The following is a 19,212-nucleotide window of genomic DNA, read 5'->3' as shown; positions in this document are numbered from 1 at the left end:
CCGGTGCCGAATATTTCAGGCCGAATGAACCGGGCCGAAAGAACGGGCAGGCGATGCGGGCAATCCTTCTGATGATCGGCGTGCTTTGGGCCACGCTGACGGCGGCCTTCGGGCAGGAGCTGTCGGCGCTGGCGCGGCTGGACGCGGCGCAATCGTCGATCACGGCCGGAGAGGACGGGGTGTCGGTGACGCTGGCGATCAGCCAGCCGGTGCCCTGGCGGGTGCGGGTGCTGGACGGGCCGCCCCGGCTGGTGCTGGACGTGCGCGAGGTGGACTGGACCGGGATCGACACGGTGCCGGCCCGGGCGCCGCAGATTTCCGCCGTGCGGGCCGGCGTGTTCCGTGCGGGCTGGAGCCGGCTGGTGCTGGATCTGGCCGCGCCGCTGGTGGTGGCCCGGTCCGAGATGCAGACGGGTTCTGAGGGCGCGGTGATCCGGCTGCGGCTGACCCCGGCCGATGCGCCCACCTTTGCCGCCGAGGCGGCGCGGCCCGAGCCGCCGGAATGGGCAACCCCTGCGGCGCGCGACCTGCCGGCCCCGGCGGCGCGCGGGGATGGCCCGGTCGTGGTGGTGCTGGACCCCGGTCATGGCGGCATCGACCCGGGCGCCGAACGCGACGGCCAGAAGGAGGCCGACCTGATGCTGGTTTTTGCGCGCGAGCTGAAAGACCTGCTGTCGCGCGACGGGAGGTTCCGGGTGGTGCTGACCCGCGACGATGATGTCTTCGTGCCGCTGGAAGCGCGGATTTCCATCGCGCGCAAGGCGGGCGGGCAGGTCTTCCTGTCGCTTCATGCCGATGCGCTGGCCGAAGGCGAGGCGCAGGGCGCGACGATCTACACCCTGTCGGACGAGGCCAGCGACGAGGCCAGCGCCGCGCTGGCCGAGCGGCATGACCGCGACGATCTGCTGGCGGGGGTGGACCTGAAGGATCAGGACGATGTGGTTGCCTCGGTTCTGATGGACATGGCGCGGACGGAAACCGCGCCGCGTGTCGAACGGCTGGCCACGGCGCTGGTCGCCTCGATCAAGGCCGCGGACATTCGGATGCACCGCCATCCGCATCAGGAGGCGGGGTTTTCGGTGCTGAAATCGCCGGACATGCCTTCGGTTCTGGTCGAAGTCGGGTTTCTGTCTTCCGCCCGCGACCTGAAGCGGCTGACCGACAAGGCCTGGCGGGACCGGATGGCCGAGGCGCTGCGACAGGGGCTGGTGGCCTGGGCCGACCAGGATGCGGCGATCCGGGCGCTGCGGGAAAACGCCGACTGAAGGCGGCGGCGGACAGTTCACGTTTGTAGGCGGTGGCCGGCCGGACAGGCCCCCAAGGTTTTGACGGGGGGGTGCGTCTGATATAGGGGAAGCGGACCAGAGCACGGGAGTTCGGGGTGCTGCGATTCATCGGCTCATTCTTCGGGGCCATCTTCACCATGCTGACGCTGGGCGTGCTGTTCGCGGCCCTGACGGTTGGCGCGATTTTCTGGATGTATTCCAGTGACCTGCCCAGCCATGAACGGCTGACGCAATATGCGCCGCCGACGATCAGCCGCATCTACACCGGCGAAGGCCGCATCCTGGACGAGTTCATCCGCGAAGGGGAACGGCGGCTGTTCGTGCCGGCCGAGGATATTCCCGATCTGGTCAAGCAGGCCTTCATCAGCGCGGAAGACAAGAATTTCTACATCCACAAGGGCTATGACGCGGGCGGCATGATCGCGGCGCTGGTCGAGGCGGTGAAAAGCCGGGGCAGCGATGTGCGCGGCGCCTCGACCATCACCCAGCAGGTGATGAAGAACTTTCTTCTGTCGGGCGACCGCAAGGGCACCAAGGGGATCGAGCGCAAGATCAAGGAAATCATCCTGGCGACGCGGCTGGAAAGCGTGCTGTCGAAGGATCGCATCCTTGAGCTTTACCTGAACGAAATCGACCTTGGGCAGCGCAGCTTTGGCGTGGCCGCGGCGGCGCAGGCCTATTTCAACAAGACGCTGGACCAGTTGACGCCCGGCGAGGCGGCCTATCTGGCGGCGCTGCCGAAAAGCCCCGGCAAGGGCCTGCATCCGGTGCGCGACTATGACCGCGCGGTGGACCGGCGGAACTATGTGCTGCGGCAGATGTGGGAAAACGGCTATATCGACAAGGCCACCTATGACACCGAGCGGGAGCTTCCGCTGAAAACGGTGCAGAGCGGCGATTACCCGTCGTTCCGCGAGGCAATGCCCGACCGCAGCTATTTCACCGAGGAAATCGCGCGGCAGTTGTCCAAGAACTTTGGCAGCGACGAATTCTATACCGGCGGTCTGACCATCCGCGCCACCCTTGACCCGGAATTGCAGGTCGAGGCGGCCAAGGCGCTGCGCATCGCGCTGGAGAAATACGACCGCGGCCGCGGTGTCTGGCGCGGAACCGGCAAGCGGCTGCCGGCCGAGGTTCTGGGAACCGAGGCCGACTGGCGGGCGGCGCTGGCCAGCGTGGACGTGCCGCGCGACATTGCCGGCTGGTCGCCGGCGGTGGTGCTGTCGGTGGGCGAAAAGGATGCAAGGATCGGCATCGAGGGCGTGGACGAGGATGCCGACGGGCATTTCATCCCGGCCGAGGATGTGACCTGGGCCCGCAAGCGGCTGTCCGATGGCAGTCTGGCCAAGAAGGCGCGGGTTGCGGGCGATCTGGTCGAGGTCGGCGATGTGGTGCTGGTGCGGCCTGTCACCAAGGATGCCGATGGCAGTTTCGTGCGCTGGTCGCTGCGGCAGGTGCCGGAAGTGCAGGGCGCCTTCATGGCGATGGACGTGAACACCGGCCGGGTGCTGGCGATGCAGGGCGGGTTCTCGTACCAGGAATCGGTGTTCAACCGCGCCACGCTGGCCAAGCGGCAGCCGGGGTCAAGTTTCAAGCCCTTTGTCTATGCCGCGGCGCTGGACAGCGGCTTTACCCCCGCGACCATCGTGGTCGATGCGCCCATCGAGGTGAACACGCCGCAGGGGCTGTGGACGCCGAAGAACGCCTCGAACAAGTTCTATGGCCCGACGCCCCTGCGCACCGGGATCGAGCAGAGCCGGAACCTGATGACGGTGCGGATCGCCGAAGAGATCGGGATGCAGACCGTGGCGGGCTATGCCGAGAAGTTCGGCGTCTATGACCGGATGAACCCGTTTCTGGCCAATGCGCTTGGTGCGCAGGAAACCACGCTGTTCCAGATGGTCGCGGCCTATGCCATGTTCGCCAATGGCGGCGAGCGGGTGGAGCCGACGCTGGTGGACCGGGTGCAGGACCGCTATGGCCGGACGATCTATCGCCATGACCAGCGGGTCTGCGGCGATTGCACCGCCGCCGACCTGCCGCGGGGCGAGGGGGTGGAGATCACCTCGAACCGCGAGCGGGTGATGGATGCGATCACCGCCTATCAGTTGACCAGCATGATGGAAGGCGTGATCCAGCGCGGCACGGCGCGCGGCATCAACCTGCCGGTGCCGATCGCGGGCAAGACCGGGACCACCAACGATGCCAAGGACGTGTGGTTCATCGGCTTTTCGTCAACCGTCGTGGCGGGCTGCTACATCGGCTATGACACGCCGCGCAGCCTGGGCGATGTGTCGGGCGGCGGCTTCTGCGGACCGGTGTTCGAGAGCTTCATGAAGAGCGCGGTCAAGAAATACGGCGGGTCCAAGTTCAAGGTGCCGCCGGGCGGGCATTTCGTGAACATCGACCGCTTCACCGGCGCCGTGCTGCCGGCCGAAGCCTCGGGCGACAATGTGGTGGCCGAATACTTCCGCGACGGCGAGGAGGGGCTGACGGGCCTGGGCGAATTCGTGGACGGCGGCTTTGCCATGGGGCAGAACCTGCCATTGTTCGCCTATGGCGAGACCGAGGCGGATACCGGATCGACCGTGACCACGGCCACCGGGGAAACCGCCGTCATTCCGAAGAAGGCCGATTTCGGAACCGTGTCGTCGGGCGGGCTGTACTGAGGCCCCGCCTGCGACCACGGGCTGCCCTTGCCGGGGCGGCCCCCAGACGCTATCACCCGCGCCAGACGCAGAGGATGACAGAAGAAGATGCGCGCCGAGACCCAAGCCAATGTTGAGACGATCCGCAAGTCGCTGGCGCTGCTGGCGCAGCGGATGGATTGGGAGACCGCGCCGCACCGGCTGGAAGAATTCAATGCGATGATCGAACAGCCCGATCTGTGGAACGATCCGGCCCGCGCGCAGAAGCTGATGCGCGAGCGGCAGGCGCTGATCGACGCGGTGGCGGCCTATCGGCTGATCGAGGGCGGGCTGAACGACAATGTCGGCCTGATCGAGATGGGCGAGGCCGAGGGCGAACCCGAACTGGTGGCCGAGGCGGAAGAGGCGCTGAAGGCGCTGGTCGAGACGGCGGCGCAGAAAGAGCTTGAGGCGCTGCTGGACGGCGAGGCCGACGGCAACGACACCTTCCTGGAAATCAACGCGGGCGCCGGCGGCACCGAAAGCTGCGACTGGGCCAGCATGTTGGCGCGGATGTATGTCCGCTGGGCGGAAAAGCACGGCTATCAGGTCGAGATGCAATCGGAAACGCCGGGCGAAGAGGCCGGCATCCGCAGCGTCAGCTACAAGATCATCGGCAAGAACGCCTATGGCTGGCTGAAGTCGGAATCGGGTGTGCACCGGCTGGTGCGGATCAGCCCCTATGACAGCGCGGCGCGGCGGCATACCTCGTTCAGCTCGGTCTGGGTCTATCCGGTGGTGGATGACAACATCGAGATCGAGGTGCAGGACAAGGACATCCGCATCGACACCTTCCGGTCGTCGGGCGCGGGCGGCCAGCACGTCAACAAGACCGACTCGGCGGTGCGGATTACCCACTTCCCGACCGGGATCGTGGTGACCAGCTCGCTGAAATCGCAGCACCAGAACCGCGACATCGCCATGCAGGCGCTGAAATCGCGGCTGTACCAGCAAGAGCTGGACAAGCGGAACGCCGCGATCATGGAAGCGCATGAGAACAAGGGCGATGCGGGCTGGGGCAACCAGATCCGCAGCTATGTTCTGCAGCCCTACCAGATGGTGAAAGACCTGCGCACCGGGGTGGAAACCAGCGATACGCAGGGCGTGCTGGATGGCGATCTGGACAAGTTCATGGCCGCGACGCTGGCGATGGACATGTCCGGCAAGGCCCGCGCCGACTGATCCGCGGCCTCGGCCGGGCCGAAGAAACCGCTTCCGTAAACGCAATATCGCAGATTACCCTTTCTCCCGGAGAAGGAGACTGCGATGGCCCAACAGACGACAGCCGCGCCCGGCGCGGTGCCTGAAATCCTGTCCCTGGACTGGAGCGACGTGACCGACAGCCTGCGGGCCGGCTGGCGCGATTTCCTGGCCGCGCCGACCTATGGGCTGTTCTTTTCCTGCGTCTATGTGATTGGCGGCTGGCTGGTGATCTGGGCCGTCATGGCCAAGGGCCAGATCTGGTGGACGCTGCCGGCGGCGGCGGGATTCCCGATCCTTGGCCCCTTTGTCGCCTGCGGCTATTACGAGATTTCGCGCCGGCTGGAGCAGGGCATCCCCTTGCGCAGCCATGACATCTTTCGCGTGGTGTTCCGCCAGAAGGACCGGCAGATCCCGTCGATGGCGGCGGTGATCGTGGTGTTCTTCCTGTTCTGGAACTTCCTGTCGCACATGATCTTTGCGCTGTTCCTGGGCAATGCCACCATGACCAATGTCAGCAGCAGCCTGACGGTGTTCCTGTCGCCCGAGGGGCTGTCGATGCTGGCGGTGGGGACGCTGGTCGGGGCGGCCTTCGCGATGCTGCTGTTTTCGGTGACGGTGGTCAGCCTGCCGATGCTGCTGGACCGCGAGGTGGATTTCGTGACCGCGATGCTGACCAGCCTAGCGCTGGTGCGGGAAAACCCGGTGGTCCTGCTGGGCTGGGGGGCGCTGATCGCGGTCTGCCTGTTCGCCGGGATGCTGCCGCTGTTCTTTGGCCTGTTCGTGGTGCTGCCGGTGTTCGGCCATGCCACCTGGCACCTATATCGCCGGTCGATTGCCTGAGCTGCGGGGACATGCAAAAGGCCCCGTCACGCGGACGGGGCCTTGGGAGGCAAACGCAAGGGGCGCGGGGGCGCCCCCGCGCGATCAGGGGGCTTCCGAGCTGCTGGCCAGCGGGGCGGGGGCATCGGCTGCGGCGCTGGCGCTGCTGCGCAGCGGCGGCAGCGTGGTGGGGCTGGTGCGGCCCGAGGCGAGCGGGTCTTCCTGACGCTGCACCGAGCCTTCGAAATGGGCGCCGGATTCGATGGCAATGGTCTTGTGGATGATGTCGCCCTCGACGCGGGCGGTCGAGGTCAGGCGGACCTTGAGACCGCGCACGCGGCCGATCACGCGGCCATTGACCACGATGTCATCGGCGACGATCTCGCCCCGGATGGTGGCGCTTTCGCCCACGGTCAGCAGATGGGCGCGGATGTCGCCTTCGACGGTGCCTTCGATCTGGATGTCGCCGGTTGTGCGCAGGTTGCCCACGACCGTCAGGTCAGAGGACAGGACAGAAGCGGCCACCTTGCCCTTCGGGGCCGAGGGCGTGAAATCCATGCTGGGCTTGGTCATCGGAGCCTCCGGGGCTTTGGGTTTGTCTGCCTCAGCCTTGGGGCCCGGCTCATTGATGCGGCTCTTAGAAAACATCGCTCGCTGCCTTTATGAACTTCATGGGATTGACGGCGCCGCCGCTGATCCGCACTTCATAGTGGAGATGGGTGCCGGTGGACCGGCCTGAGTTGCCCATATCACCGATCCGGTCTCCGCGCGAGACCCTTTGGCCTACCTCAACACGGATCTGTGACATGTGGCCGTAACGGGTTTCGATCCCGAAGGCGTGCTGGATCTTGACCAGACGGCCATAACCGTTTTCCCAGCCGGCATAGGTGACGACCCCATCGGCAGTGGCATAGATCGGCGCGCCATAGTCGCCGGCCAGATCCTGACCTTCGTGCATCCGGTAGCCGCGGCCCAGCGGATCGCTGCGGCCGCCGAAGCCGCTGGTGAAGCGGACGGCGGACTTGACCGGCATACCCAGCGGCACCTTGAAGGCCGCCATGCGGTAAAGGTTCATCTCTTCCAGTTCTTTCAGCACGGCATTGGCGCGCTGTTCATCGGCCGTCAGCACCATGCCCGAGGTCGAGACGGTGATCGGCGACAGCGGGCCGCCCTGGCCGGAATAGCCCTTGCGCACCTGGGCGATCAGATCGTCGGGGTCCAGCCCCGCCGAACGGAACATCTTGTCCAGCGGTTCCATCGAGACGGTGACCGCCTCTTCCAGCTTGGCGAAGATCGCGTCGTGTTTCAGTTCCAGCGCGCGTTTTTCGGATTCCAGCGCCGCCAGATCGGCGCGGGCCTTTTCGGTTTCGGTTTCCTTGGCGTCGCGGTCGCGCGCGGTGGCGCCAAGGGCCGTGGTCAGGTAATCCAGCGTATCGACGGTATCGCGGATGCGGCCCATGTCGGTGGCGACGCCGCTTTGCTGATTCAGCGCCAGCGCAAGGCGGCTGACTTCGCCGCGCGCCTCGTCCCGTTCCTTGATGGTGCGGCGCAGGGTGTTCTGGATCACCTCGATGCCGGTTTCCAACTCGCGCCGGCGGTCTTCCGAGGCGAGAAGCATCTCCTGCATCTTGGAAACTTCTTCCAGCGCGGCGTTGAAACGGTCCTGCGCAAGGATGGCCTCTTTCGCGCGGGCCTCGCGGTCGGCGGAGAGAAGCGTCAGGCGTTCCTCGAACATTGACTGGCGGCGCATCGACTGTTCGCGGCCCGAACCGGCGCCGATGGTGTTCATCATGATCAGCGCGGTGGCGACGATGGTCCAGGACACCGCCAGCGCGGCAACCGTCGCGGCGATGGCCTGGGTGGCCGGTCGCAGGCGCAGGAAGTGGGTGCCGGCATCGGATTTCAGAAAGAGGCGCTGTTCGGGAAAGAACCGCTCGAGCTGGGTATTGATGCGGAAGGCAAGGCGCGTGAGCACGTTGGATCAGTTCCGTTTGTTGCGGGCCGGCATTGGCCATAGGGCGAAGTGGGCACTGGCACAGTCGAACCGGCGGGCACGCCCCGAAACACTGGGTGGCCCTGCTTAGCCGAAGATATTTCAGGCCGGCAATATTTTTGACCTTATGCGCGGAAAACGCGCAAATACGCGCTTGGTCATCGGCAGAAACCCGCCGATCAGCGGGGGCTGTCGCTCTCGGCCTCGGCGAGGGGCCAGTAGAAGTCGGGCGGGAGCCCGGCTTCGGCGCGCTTCTCCTCGTTGAAAGGCGGTTTCAGGGCGCCGTGGAAATAGTGGCGGACAAGGGCGTGGAACACGTCCTTGGGGTCTTCGCCATCGCGGCCGCAGAGCCAGTTGAACCATTTGGAGCCATAGGCGACATGGCCCACCTCTTCGGCATAGATGGTTTCCAGCGCGGCCACGGCGGCGGGATCGGCGGCCTTGCGGAAGATGTCGATCATGCCGGGCGTCACGTCCAGGCCCCGCGCCTCAAGCACCATCGGGACCACGGCCAGCCGGCCCTTCAGGTCGGTCGCGGTGTCTTCGGCGGCCCGCCACATGCCGGCATGGGCGGGCAGGGCGCCGTAATGGCTGCCCAGCGATTCCAGCACATCGCAGATCAGGTTGAAATGCTTGGCTTCTTCATCCGCCGCCTTCACCCAGTCATCATAGAAGCCGGGCGGCATCGGGTGATGGGTGAAGCGGGCGATGATGTCCCAGTGCAGGTCGACGGCGTTCAGTTCGATATGCGCCAGCGCGTGCAACAGGGCGATGCGCCCCGGCGGGCTGCCGGGGCGGCGGCGGGGCACTTCGCGCGGGGGCAGGAGTTCGGGGCGGTCCGGGCGGGCGGGGCGCAGGGGCGGGCTGGCTTGCCCGACCGGCAGGGGCGTGCCGGCGGCGCGGGCCGCGAACCAGGTGGCCGCATGGCGGCGGCCAAGCGCGCATTTCGCGCGCCCGTCCGCCGTGGTCAGCACCTCGACCGCCAGGTCTGCCAGAGACAGTGACATGCCCGGTCAGAGCGCCTGCGCGGCGGCCAGCACCTCATCGGCGTGGCCCTTGACCGAGACCTTGTTCCAGACCCGCGCGATGGTGCCGCTGCCGTCGATCAGGAAGGTAGAGCGTTCGATCCCCATATAGGTCTTGCCATACATGCTTTTCTCGACCCAGACGCCATAGTCTTCGCAGGTGTGGCCCGTCTCGTCCGAGGCAAGGATGACCGACAGGCCGTGCTTCTTGCAGAACTTGTCATGCGCTTTCACGCTGTCCTTGGAAATGCCGATCACCGTGGTGCCGGCGGCGGCGAATTCGGCCGCGCGGGCGGTGAAATCCTGCGCTTCCAGCGTGCAACCGGGCGTGTCGTCCTTGGGGTAGAAATACAGCACCACCTTGCCGGGCCGGAAGGCGGAGAGGGTGACGCTGGCCCCGCCATCGCGCGGAAGGGTGAAATCGGGGGCGGGGGTTCCTGCGGCGGGCATCGGCGGCTCCTTGAGCATTGGTTCACACTGCTTTGTGTTCTAGTTGCCTTCTGACAAAGATAAAGGCTAGGGCCAGCGAGGAAAGAAGGGCCGGCGCAAAAGGCCCCGGTTCAGGCGAAAGGCAAGGCTGTCTTGGCGGAAGGCAGGCAGGACGAGGTGTATCACGCGGCGTTCCCGGAGGGTCCGGCGGCGCAGGATGACCTTTACCCCGACGACATGTCCGGGGACGAGCTTTATTCCCAAGCCTCGCCGGCCGATCCCCGGCCCGCGGCAGACGTTCCGCCCGCCGCCCCGTCCCGCCGCCGCCGCCGGTTCGGCGGGATGATGGTGCTGCGGCTGGCGGTGCTGATGGTGGTGCTGGCCGTGGGTCTGGGGCTTGCCGCGCTGGTGCTGACCGGGCGCAGCATCCATCTGCCGGTCTGGGCCGTGGCCGAGATCGAGAACCGTCTGAACCGCCAGATCGGCGCCAGCCACCTGCCCGGGGGATCTGCCCTGTCGCTGGGGGCGGTCGAGGTTTCGGTCGAACGCGATCTGGTGCCGCGAATCGTGGTGCGCGACATCCGGCTGGTCGAAGCCTCGGGGCAATCGCTGATTTCCCTGCCCGAGGTTCGGGTGACGCTGGACGGCAGTTCGCTGCTGACCGGGCATCTGCGGCCCGGCAGCCTGCGGCTGAGCGGGGCGCGTATTGCCATTGCGCGCGATGAGGACGGGCGTATCGCGCTGAGTTTCGGGCAATTGTCCGGCAGCCCCGGCCCGCAAAGCGCGGCCGAGCTGCTGGATGCGCTGGACCGGATGTTTTCGTCGGACGCGCTGGCTGACCTGCATCTGATCGAGGCCGATGCCCTGACGCTGAGCCTGACCGACCGCCGGGCGGGCCGGGTGTGGGAGGTGGGCGACGGGCGGCTGGTGGTCGAGAACAGCGAAACCTCGCTGGCCGCGGAACTGAGCGTGACGCTGCTGGACGGCACGACGCCGGCGCAGGCGTTGCTGGCGATTGATTCGAGCAAGGCCGACAGTTCGGCCCGGCTGCGGGTGACGGTGGACCGCGTTGCCTCGGCCGATCTGGCGGCGCAGGCCTCGCCGCTGGCCTTTCTGGGGCTGGTCGATGCGCCGATTTCGGGGCAGTTGACCGGCGCCCTGGCGGCCGATGGCAGCGTGGCGCGGATGGAGGCACAACTGAGCCTTGCCGCCGGCACGCTGCGCACGGAAAGCAAGGCGAAGCCGGTCAGCTTTGAAGCGGCGGGCCTGTCGCTGCGCTTTGATCCGCAGCGCAACCGGGTGCATCTGGACGACATGGCGGTGGAAAGCGACTCGCTTCGTCTCAAGGCGACGGGCACCATCGACCTGGCCGATGCCAGCGGGCAGATCGCCGCCTCGGGGGCGATGCCGTCGGCGCTGATCGGGCAACTGGATTTCTCGGAGGTGATGGTCGATCCCGAGGGCCTGTTCGAAGAGCCGGTGCGGTTTTCGGACGGCGCGCTGAACCTGCGGGTCTGGCTGTCGCCGCTGCGGGCGGAAATCGGCCTGCTGCGGCTGGTTGAAAACCGTGATCAGTTGACCCTGTCGGGCCATTTCACCGCCACCGAGGCGGGGCCGGAAGTGGCGCTGAATGTCGGCCTGAACCAGATCAGCACCGACCGGCTGATCAAGCTGTGGCCGGTGTCCGTGGTGCCCAAGACGCGCAACTGGCTGGCCGAGAATGTGGGCCAGGGGCAGTTGGAAAGCGTGGATGCGGCGCTGCGCCTGTCGCCGGGGACCGAGCCGCGCTTTGCGCTGGACTATGAATTCTCGGGCGCGGAGGTGCGGTTCCTGCGCACGCTGCCGCCGGTGCAGGAGGGCCGGGGCCATGCCACCATCGAGGGCACCGGCTATATCGTGGTTCTTGAAGGCGGGCATGTCACCGCGCCCGAGGGCGGCGAGATCGGGGTGACGGGATCGGTCTTCCGGGTGCCCGACATCACGCAGCGCCCCGCGCAGGCCGAGGTGCGGCTGCTGACCGATGCCGATCTGACGGCGACGCTGTCGCTGCTGGATCAGGAGCCGTTCCATTTCATCAGCAAGGCCGGGCGCAGCGTTGATCTGGGCGAGGGGCGGGCCGTTCTGGTGGCCGACCTGAGCTTTCCGCTGGTGCCGAAGCTGAAGACGGAAGACGTGCAGTTCGATGTCTCGGGCCGGATCACCGGGTTCCGGTCCGACAAGCTGGTGCCGGGGCAGGTGGTGACCAGCGACGATGTGGCGATCAAGGCGCTGCCGTCGGGCATGACGCTGTCGGGCGAGGGGCGGCTGGGCAAGGTGCCCTTCGTGGCCCGGTATGAACAGCCCTTCGGGCCGGATCAGGCCGGCAAGGGCAAGATCCATGGCACGGTGGAACTGAGCGACGCCAATCTGCGGTCGCTGGGGGTGATGCTGCCCGAGGGCTGGCTGCGCGGCACGACCAGCGGCGAGGTGGACCTGTCGCTGCCGAAGGGGGCGCCGGTCGGGCTGACGCTGCGGTCAGATCTGCGTGGGGCGGTGGTGGCGGTGCCACCGGTTTCCTGGAGCAAGCCCGCCGGAACGGCGGCGACGCTGGAAGTGTCGGCGCGGCTGTCGACGCCGCCGGTGGTGGACCGCCTGAGCCTGACGGCACCGGGGTTTTCGGCGCAGGGCAAGCTGACCGTGCGGCCGGGGGGCGGGCTGGACAAGGCCAGCTTCAGCCGCATCCGCGCCGGAGAGTGGCTGGATGCGCCGGTCGAGATTACCGGGGCCGGCACCGGCAAGCCGGTGGGCATCGCCGTCACGGGCGGGATGGTGGACCTGCGCAAGCGCCCCTCGGGCAAGGAAGGCGACGGCGGCGGCAACCGGATCGAGGCGCAGCTTGACCGGCTGGTGGTGACATCGGGCATTGCGCTGACCGGGTTCCGGGGCGCCTTCAACCTGACCCGCGGCGGGCTGGACGGCAGCTTTTCCGCGGCGGTGAACGGACGGGGGCGGCTGACCGGCGTGGCCATTCCCACCAAGGCGGGAACGGCCGTGCGCATTGCCTCGGACGACGCGGGCACGGTGATGGCGGCCTCGGGCATCTTTGCACAGGGCCGGGGCGGCAAGCTGGACCTTGTGCTGCAACCGCGCAGCACGGACACCTATTACGAAGGCAAGGCCACGGTGACCAACCTGTCGGTGCTGGACGCGCCGGCGCTGGCGGGCCTGCTGTCGGCGGTTTCGGTCGTGGGCCTGCTGGAGCAGATGAACGGGCAGGGCATCCTGTTCAATGAAGGCGATGCCGAATTCGTGGTGCGGCCGGACGGGGTGGAGATCCGGCGCGGCGCGGCGGTGGGGGCCTCGCTGGGCTTGTCCTTTGCCGGGCTGTACCGCACCGGCACCGGGGTTCTGGATGTGCAGGGCACGATTTCGCCGATCTACCTGCTGAACGGCATCGGCGAGATTTTCACGCGCAAGGGCGAGGGGATGTTCGGGTTCAATTACCGGCTGACCGGCACGGTCAACAAACCGCAGGTCAGCGTGAATCCGCTGTCGATCCTGACGCCGGGGATGTTCCGCGACATCTTCCGCCGCCCGCCGCCGGTGTTGGGGAAGGGCGGATGAAACTTTCGGAGTTCGATTTTCCCCTGCCGGAAGAGCTGATCGCCACCCGGCCGGCCCGGCCGCGCAGTTCGGCGCGGCTGCTGGTGGCCGAGGGCGACAGGCTTCGCGATCTGGTGGTGCGCGATCTGGCGGGGCTTTTGGGGCCGGGGGACCGGCTGGTTCTGAACAACACGCGGGTGATCCCGGCGCGGCTGTTCGGCACCCGGACGCGGGGCGAGGCGGTGGCGCGGGTCGAGGTGACGCTGCTGGAGCCGGCCGCCGCGGGCGGCTGGCGGGCGCTGGCCAAGCCGCTGCGCAAGGTGAAGGAGGGCGAGGTCATCGCCTTTTCCGACGACCTGTCGGCGCGGGTGGCCGAAAAGGGCGAAACCGACCTGCGGCTGGAGTTCAACCAGACGGGCGAGGCCTTCGATGCCGCGCTGGCCACGGCGGGCGCCATGCCGCTGCCGCCCTATATCGCGGCCAAGCGGGCAGCGGATGAGCAGGACAAGGACGATTACCAGACCGTCTTTGCCCGCCACACCGGCGCGGTGGCGGCCCCCACGGCCAGCCTGCATTTCGATGCCGATCTGCTGGCGGCCCTGCGGGCGAAGGGCGTTCAGTTCACCGAGGTGACGCTGCATGTGGGGGCGGGCACCTTCCTGCCGGTCAAGGTCGAGGATGTGACGACGCACCGGATGCACGCCGAATGGGGGCAGGTCACGCCGCAGGCCGCGGCCGAGATCAACGCCACCCGCGAGGCGGGCGGGCGGGTGATCCCGGTCGGCACCACGGCGCTGCGGCTGATCGAAAGCGCGGCGCGGTCGGGCCGGGTCGAACCCTGGGAGGGGCCGACCGATATTTTCATCTATCCCGGCTTCACGTTTCATGTGACGGATGCGCTGATGACGAACTTCCACCTGCCGCGGTCGACGCTGCTGATGCTGGTGGCCGCGCTGATGGGCAAGGACCGGATGGACAGGGTTTACGAACATGCCATCCGTAACGGCTATCGCTTCTTTTCCTACGGCGATGCGTCGCTGCTGATTCCCACCCGCTGAGGGCCAGATGCTGAAAGTTGTGCTGAAGACCTGGCCCCTGCTGACGGGCGTGCTGCTGCTGATGGTGGGCAACGGGGTGCAGGGGTCGCTGCTGGGCATCCGCGGCACGCTTGAGGCGTTCAACACGCTGCAACTGTCGGTCGTGATGTCGGCCTATTTCCTGGGTTTCCTGATCGGCAGCCGGGTCGCGCCGGACATGATCCGGCGGGTGGGGCATGTGCGGGTCTTTGCCGCCCTTGGGTCGCTGATCTCGGCGGTGCTGGTGCTGTATCCGATGCTGGTGGAATGGCAGATCTGGGCCTTGATGCGGGTTGTCATCGGCTTTGGCTTTGCTGGCATCTACATCACCGCCGAAAGCTGGCTGAACAATACCGCCACGAACGAGACGCGCGGGCAGGCGCTGTCGGCCTACATGATTGTGCAGATGCTGGGCATTGTCGCCAGCCAGGGCCTTTTGGCGGCGGGCGATCCTTTCGGCTATGACATGTTCCTGATCCCGTCGGTTCTGGTGTCGCTGGCCTTCCTGCCGCTGCTGCTGGCCGACAGCCCGACGCCGACCTTTTCCACCACGGTGCGGCTGGGGTTCCGTGATCTGTTCCGCATCTCGCCCCTGGGCTGTGTGGGGATGCTGATTTCGGGCGGCGTCTTTTCGGCCATGTTCGGGATGGCCTCGGTCTGGGGCACGCTGAGCCTGTTGTCGGTGAAGCAGATCGCGCTGTTCACGTCGTTCCTGTACGTGGGCGGGCTGCTGCTGCAGTATCCGGTCGGCTGGCTGTCGGACCGGATCGACCGCCGGCAGATCATGCTGTGGCTGTCGGTGGTGGCGACGGTGGTGCTGATCGTGGCCACGGTGCTTGACCTGCCGTTCTGGGCGCTGCTGATCGTGGCGGGGCTTCTGGGCGGCATCACCTATCCGATGTATTCGCTGCTGATCGCCTATACCAACGACTTCCTGTCGAAAGAGCAGATGGCGGCGGCGTCGGCCGGGCTGATCTTCATGAACGGGGTCGGGGCGATCTTCGGGCCGCTGATCACCGGCTGGCTGATGGGCGTGGTGGGGACCAACGGGTTCTTCCTGTACCTGGCGGTGCTGTATGCGGCGCAGGTGGTCTATACGCTGTGGCGGATGACGCGCCGGGCTTCGCCTTCGGTCACCGGGGCCTATCGCGGGGTGACGCCGACCGCCTCGACCGTGGCGGCGGTGGCGGTGCTGGAAAACGCGCCCGACATCGGCCCGTCGCCCGAAACGCCCGAGGCGGCCGAGGAGGCCTCGCGCGGGCTGGAGATCCGGCCGGCGGAGCCTGTGGAGGCTGTGGAGCAGGACGCGGCACCGGGCGCAGAGCGCCCGGAGGATGGCGAAACCGAAAGCGGTCCGCGCAAGGAAGGCTGAGGTTGCGCCAGACCGGGCGGCCTGTCAGGGTGCAGGGCAGGGAGGACGACAGATGGCAGACCCCGTGGATGTGCTTGATTTCTGGCTGGGCGAGATCGGACCCGAGGGCTGGTATGCCGGCACCGAAGAGATTGACGATGCCTGCGCCGTCCGCTTTGCCGAGAATTGGCGTGCGCTGCACGACGGCGGGCTGGAGCATTGGGTGGATGGCACGGTCGCCACGCTGGCCTATCTGATCATCGCCGACCAGTTCGCCCGCAACATCCACCGTGGCACGGCGCTGGCCTTTGCCACCGATGCGCAGGCGCGGGCGGCGGCGCGCAAGGCGCTGGCGGAAGGCTGGGACATGGCCGCCCCGGAGCCGGAGCGGCAGTTCTTCTACATGCCGTTCGAACATTCCGAAGACCCCGCCGATCAGGATCTGGCGGTGCAACTGATGCAGGACCGCCTGTCGTCCGACCCGGAGATGGCGCTTCATGCGCGGGCGCACCGGCAGATCATCCGGCGGTTCGGCCGGTTTCCGTTCCGCAATGCGGCGCTGGGGCGCGAAACCACGCCCGAGGAGGCGGCATTTCTGGCCGAGGGGGGCTATGGGGCGATCGTTCGGGAATTGAAGGGTTAGCCATGCACCAATTGCAAGGCGGCGCGGCGCGCATGTTGTTGTGCGGCTGAATTGGTTGGTTTAAGGGTGAACTAATTTCCAGGGGAGGGGAATATGGGTGAGCAGAGCTTTGACGTTGTGGTGATCGGTGCGGGCCCCGGCGGCTATGTCGCGGCCATTCGCGCGGCGCAACTGGGCCAGAAGGTCGCCATCGTCGAGCGGGAACATCTGGGCGGCATCTGCCTGAACTGGGGCTGCATCCCGACCAAGGCCCTGCTGCGCAGCGCCGAAGTGTTCCACCTGATGCACCGCGCCAAGGATTTTGGGCTGAAGGCCGAGGGGATTGGCTATGACCTGCCCGCCGTGGTGGCCCGCAGCCGGGGCGTTGCCAAGCAATTGTCGGGCGGCATTGGCCATCTGATGAAGAAGAACAAGGTCACCGTCTTCATGGGCGCGGCAACGCTGCCGAAGGCGGGCACGGTCGAGGTGAAGACCGACAAGGGCACCGAGGTGCTGACCGCGAAGAACATCATTCTGGCCACCGGCGCGCGGGCGCGCGAATTGCCGGGGCTGGAAGCCGACGGCGATCTGGTCTGGAACTACAAGCACGCGCTGGTCGCGCCCCGGATGCCGAAGAAGCTGCTGGTGATCGGGTCGGGCGCCATCGGCATTGAATTTGCCAGCTTCTTCAACACGCTGGGCGCCGATACCACGGTGGTTGAGGTGATGGACCGCATCCTGCCGGTGGAAGACGCCGAGATTTCGGCCTTTGCCAAGAAGCAGTTCGTCAAGCAGGGCATGAAGATTCAGGAAAAGGCCGCGGTCAAGAAGCTGGACCGCAAGCCGGGCGTCGGCGTGACCGCGCATATCGAACAGGACGGCAAGGTGACGACGGCCGAGTTCGACACGGTGATTTCCGCGGTCGGCATCGTGGGCAATGTCGAAAACCTTGGCCTTGAGGCGCTTGGCGTCAAGATCGACCGGACCCATGTGGTGACCGACGAATTCTGCCGCACCGGCGTGCCGGGCCTGTTTGCCATTGGCGACATCGCCGGCGCCCCCTGGCTGGCGCACAAGGCCAGCCATGAGGGCGTGATGGTTGCCGAGCTGATCGCGGGCGGGCATCCGCATCCGATCAAGCCGGGCAGCATTGCCGGCTGCACCTATTGCCACCCGCAGGTGGCCTCGGTCGGGCTGACCGAAGCCAAGGCCAAGGAGCAGGGCTATAGCGTCAAGGTTGGCCGCTTCCCCTTCATCGGCAACGGCAAGGCCATTGCGCTTGGCGAACCCGAGGGGCTGGTGAAAACCGTGTTCGACGCCAAGACCGGCGAATTGCTGGGCGCGCATATGGTGGGGGCCGAGGTGACGGAGCTGATCCAGGGCTATGTGATTGGCCGCACGCTGGAGACCACCGAGGAAGACCTGATGAACACGGTCTTCCCGCACCCGACGCTGAGCGAAATGATGCATGAGGCGGTGCTGGACGCCTACGGGCGCGCGCTGCACATCTGACCGGGCTTCCGCCCTGTCTGGTCTTTGCCCGCGGCACGGATTAGGCAGGGCGGCATGATGCGGCTTCCTCCCATGGCGTTGGTGCTGCTGCTCTGGGCCGCGGGCTTGGGGGCGGCGGCGCAATTCGGCAAGATCTCGGTCCTGTTTCAGGATCTGCGCGGAATTTACGCCGGGCAGGGCGAGGTGGCGCTGGGGCTGGTCGTCTCGGTCGTTGGCATGGTGGGGCTGGTGTTCGGCACCACGGCGGGGCTGCTGGTGGCCCGGATCGGCCCGAAGCGGGCCATCGTCGGGGCCATGGCCCTGGGGGCGGCGGTGTCGGCGGTGCAGGCGCTGCTGCCGGCCTATCCGGTGATGATCCTGTCGCGGGTGCTGGAAGGCGCCTCGCATCTGGCCATTGTCGTGGTCGGGCCGGTGCTGATTGCCCAGCTTGCACCCGAGGAGCGCCGGCCGCTGGCAATGACGCTGTGGTCAAGCTTCTTTGGGGTGACCTATGCCGTGCTGGCGCTGATCGCGCCTGGCATTCTGGGCTGGGGCGGGGCGCCGGGGCTGTTTCTGGCCCATTCTGGCTGGATGGTGGCGATTGGCGCGCTGCTTTGGGCCGCGCTGCCCAGCGATCCGCCGGCCATACGGGGGCGTATGGACAATGTGCTGGCCCAGCATGTGCAGATCTATGCCTCGCCCTGGCTGGCGGCGCCGGCCATGGGGTTCTGCTTCTATACCTTCCTCTATGTCGCCTGCCTGACGCTGCTGCCGCCGCAGACGCCGGAAAGCCACCGCGCGCTGATGGCGACGGGGATGCCACTGGTGTCGATCGCGGTGTCGCTGACGCTGGGGGTGCGACTGCTGAGCCGGATGCCGGCGGTGCGGCTGGCAAGCTGGGGCTATCTGGCGGCGCTGCCCGGATTCGTGGCGCTGTGGCTGTTCTGGGGGCAGGGCAGCGGCATGGTGCTGGCGGGGTTCTGGCTGTCTGCCGCCCTGGGCATCGTGCAGGGGGCAAGTTTCGCCTCGATCCCGGAGCTGAACCGCCTTCCCGAAGATCGCGCCCGCGCCGCCGGGGCGATTGCGCAACTGGGCAATCTGGGCACCACGACCGGCACCCCGGTTCTGGCGGCGATTCTGGCGGCGGGCGGGCCGCTGGCCCTGTCAGCGGTGGCCGTGCTGGCGGCGCTGGCGGGGGTGGCGGTGATCGGCTGGCAGGCGCGTCGCCGTCAGGCGCGGTCGACCTGACCGCCACCGGCGACCCAATCGCCGAAGCCGCCCAGGTTCCAGACCGGATCATAGCCCATGCGGCGCAGCGTCTGGGCCGCCATGCCCGACCGCCCGCCCGAGGCGCAATACAGAACCACCGGCTTGCCCGGCGCCATCACCGCGTCGGGCGCCTGCGGATCGGCCTTCAGCGCCAGCAGCCCCAGCGGCACATGCAGCGCGCCCTTTGCCTTGCCGGAGCCGCGCAGTTCGGCCGTTTCGCGGACATCGACCAGAACCATCTCACCCCGGGCCACCGCCGCCGCGATCTCGGCGACAGAGGGGCAGGCGGGGCCGGCGTTGGGGCGCAGGAAAGAGAACATCGGGAAACCTCATGCTTTGAGCTCAAACATATATCAACAATCGAATATGTAAAGCCCCC

At 67.1% G+C, this 19,212-nt stretch carries 15 protein-coding genes; 10 read left to right on the top strand and 5 right to left on the bottom strand.

The features are described 5' to 3' along the window. Positions 1-53: 53 nt before the first annotated feature. The 4 genes from B6K69_RS02735 (at position 54) to B6K69_RS02720 (ending at position 6,016) form a co-directional block, all read left to right on the top strand. The gene (locus B6K69_RS02735; protein ID WP_108642690.1) at positions 54-1,265 is read left to right on the top strand and encodes an N-acetylmuramoyl-L-alanine amidase; all 1,212 of its coding nucleotides are present in this window, start codon (positions 54-56) and stop codon (positions 1,263-1,265) included. A 116-nt stretch (positions 1,266-1,381) separates the two neighbouring features. Then, entirely contained in the window at positions 1,382-3,955 is a 2,574-nt protein-coding gene (locus tag B6K69_RS02730; RefSeq protein WP_108642689.1) for a penicillin-binding protein 1A, read from the top strand. A gap of 87 nt (positions 3,956-4,042) precedes the next feature. Then, positions 4,043-5,155: a peptide chain release factor 2 gene (gene prfB, locus B6K69_RS02725; RefSeq protein ID WP_107673790.1), complete on the top strand. Its 1,113-nt coding sequence runs from the start codon at positions 4,043-4,045 to the stop codon at positions 5,153-5,155. A gap of 84 nt (positions 5,156-5,239) precedes the next feature. Then, positions 5,240-6,016 carry a DUF2189 domain-containing protein gene (locus tag B6K69_RS02720; protein ID WP_108642688.1) on the top strand — a complete coding sequence of 259 codons (777 nt, stop codon included), beginning with the start codon at positions 5,240-5,242 and terminating at the stop codon, positions 6,014-6,016. An 84-nt stretch (positions 6,017-6,100) separates the two neighbouring features. Here B6K69_RS02720 and B6K69_RS02715 read toward each other — a convergent pair whose 3' ends face one another. The 4 genes from B6K69_RS02715 to B6K69_RS02700 form a co-directional block, all read right to left on the bottom strand. After that, positions 6,101-6,643: a bactofilin family protein gene (locus B6K69_RS02715; RefSeq protein WP_107673788.1), complete on the bottom strand. Its 543-nt coding sequence runs from the start codon at positions 6,641-6,643 to the stop codon at positions 6,101-6,103. After that, complete coding sequence (locus tag B6K69_RS02710) at positions 6,633-7,970, bottom strand: M23 family metallopeptidase (RefSeq protein WP_107673787.1); 1,338 nt, start codon at positions 7,968-7,970, stop codon at positions 6,633-6,635. The genes B6K69_RS02715 and B6K69_RS02710 overlap by 11 nt, the downstream gene beginning before the upstream one ends. A 197-nt stretch (positions 7,971-8,167) precedes the next feature. Continuing rightward, complete coding sequence (locus tag B6K69_RS02705; protein WP_108642687.1) at positions 8,168-8,995, bottom strand: ferritin-like domain-containing protein; 828 nt, start codon at positions 8,993-8,995, stop codon at positions 8,168-8,170. Between the two features lie 6 nt (positions 8,996-9,001). Further along, positions 9,002-9,463, bottom strand: coding sequence for a peroxiredoxin (locus B6K69_RS02700; RefSeq protein WP_107673873.1), 462 nt, complete (start codon positions 9,461-9,463; stop codon positions 9,002-9,004). A gap of 132 nt (positions 9,464-9,595) precedes the next feature. On the opposite strand from B6K69_RS02700, the gene B6K69_RS02695 reads away from it, so the two are divergent. From B6K69_RS02695 to B6K69_RS02670, 6 genes are all read left to right on the top strand, one after another. Next, positions 9,596-13,045, top strand: coding sequence for a YhdP family protein (locus B6K69_RS02695; RefSeq protein WP_108642686.1), 3,450 nt, complete (start codon positions 9,596-9,598; stop codon positions 13,043-13,045). Further along, the gene (gene queA, locus B6K69_RS02690; protein ID WP_108642685.1) at positions 13,042-14,082 is read left to right on the top strand and encodes a tRNA preQ1(34) S-adenosylmethionine ribosyltransferase-isomerase QueA; all 1,041 of its coding nucleotides are present in this window, start codon (positions 13,042-13,044) and stop codon (positions 14,080-14,082) included. The genes B6K69_RS02695 and queA overlap by 4 nt, the downstream gene beginning before the upstream one ends. Positions 14,083-14,089: 7 nt before the next feature. After that, positions 14,090-15,472, top strand: coding sequence for an MFS transporter (locus B6K69_RS02685; protein ID WP_108642684.1), 1,383 nt, complete (start codon positions 14,090-14,092; stop codon positions 15,470-15,472). A gap of 52 nt (positions 15,473-15,524) precedes the next feature. Further along, the gene (locus B6K69_RS02680; RefSeq protein ID WP_108642683.1) at positions 15,525-16,094 is read left to right on the top strand and encodes a DUF924 family protein; all 570 of its coding nucleotides are present in this window, start codon (positions 15,525-15,527) and stop codon (positions 16,092-16,094) included. Positions 16,095-16,187: 93 nt separating this feature from the next. Then, entirely contained in the window at positions 16,188-17,585 is a 1,398-nt protein-coding gene (lpdA, locus tag B6K69_RS02675; protein WP_108642682.1) for a dihydrolipoyl dehydrogenase, read from the top strand. A 54-nt stretch (positions 17,586-17,639) separates the two neighbouring features. Then, entirely contained in the window at positions 17,640-18,812 is a 1,173-nt protein-coding gene (locus B6K69_RS02670) for an MFS transporter (RefSeq protein ID WP_228156789.1), read from the top strand. Here the strand turns inward: B6K69_RS02670 and B6K69_RS02665 are convergent. Beyond that, complete coding sequence (locus tag B6K69_RS02665) at positions 18,794-19,153, bottom strand: rhodanese-like domain-containing protein (protein WP_108642681.1); 360 nt, start codon at positions 19,151-19,153, stop codon at positions 18,794-18,796. The two genes, B6K69_RS02670 and B6K69_RS02665, sit on opposite strands and share 19 nt — an antisense overlap. Positions 19,154-19,212 lie beyond the last annotated feature (59 nt).

Source organism: Pseudogemmobacter blasticus (assembly GCF_003071405.1).
Lineage (GTDB): Bacteria > Pseudomonadota > Alphaproteobacteria > Rhodobacterales > Rhodobacteraceae > Pseudogemmobacter > Pseudogemmobacter blasticus.
The sequence above is the reverse complement of the archived record's forward strand: the minus strand, read 5'-3'. Positions and strand labels throughout refer to the sequence as shown.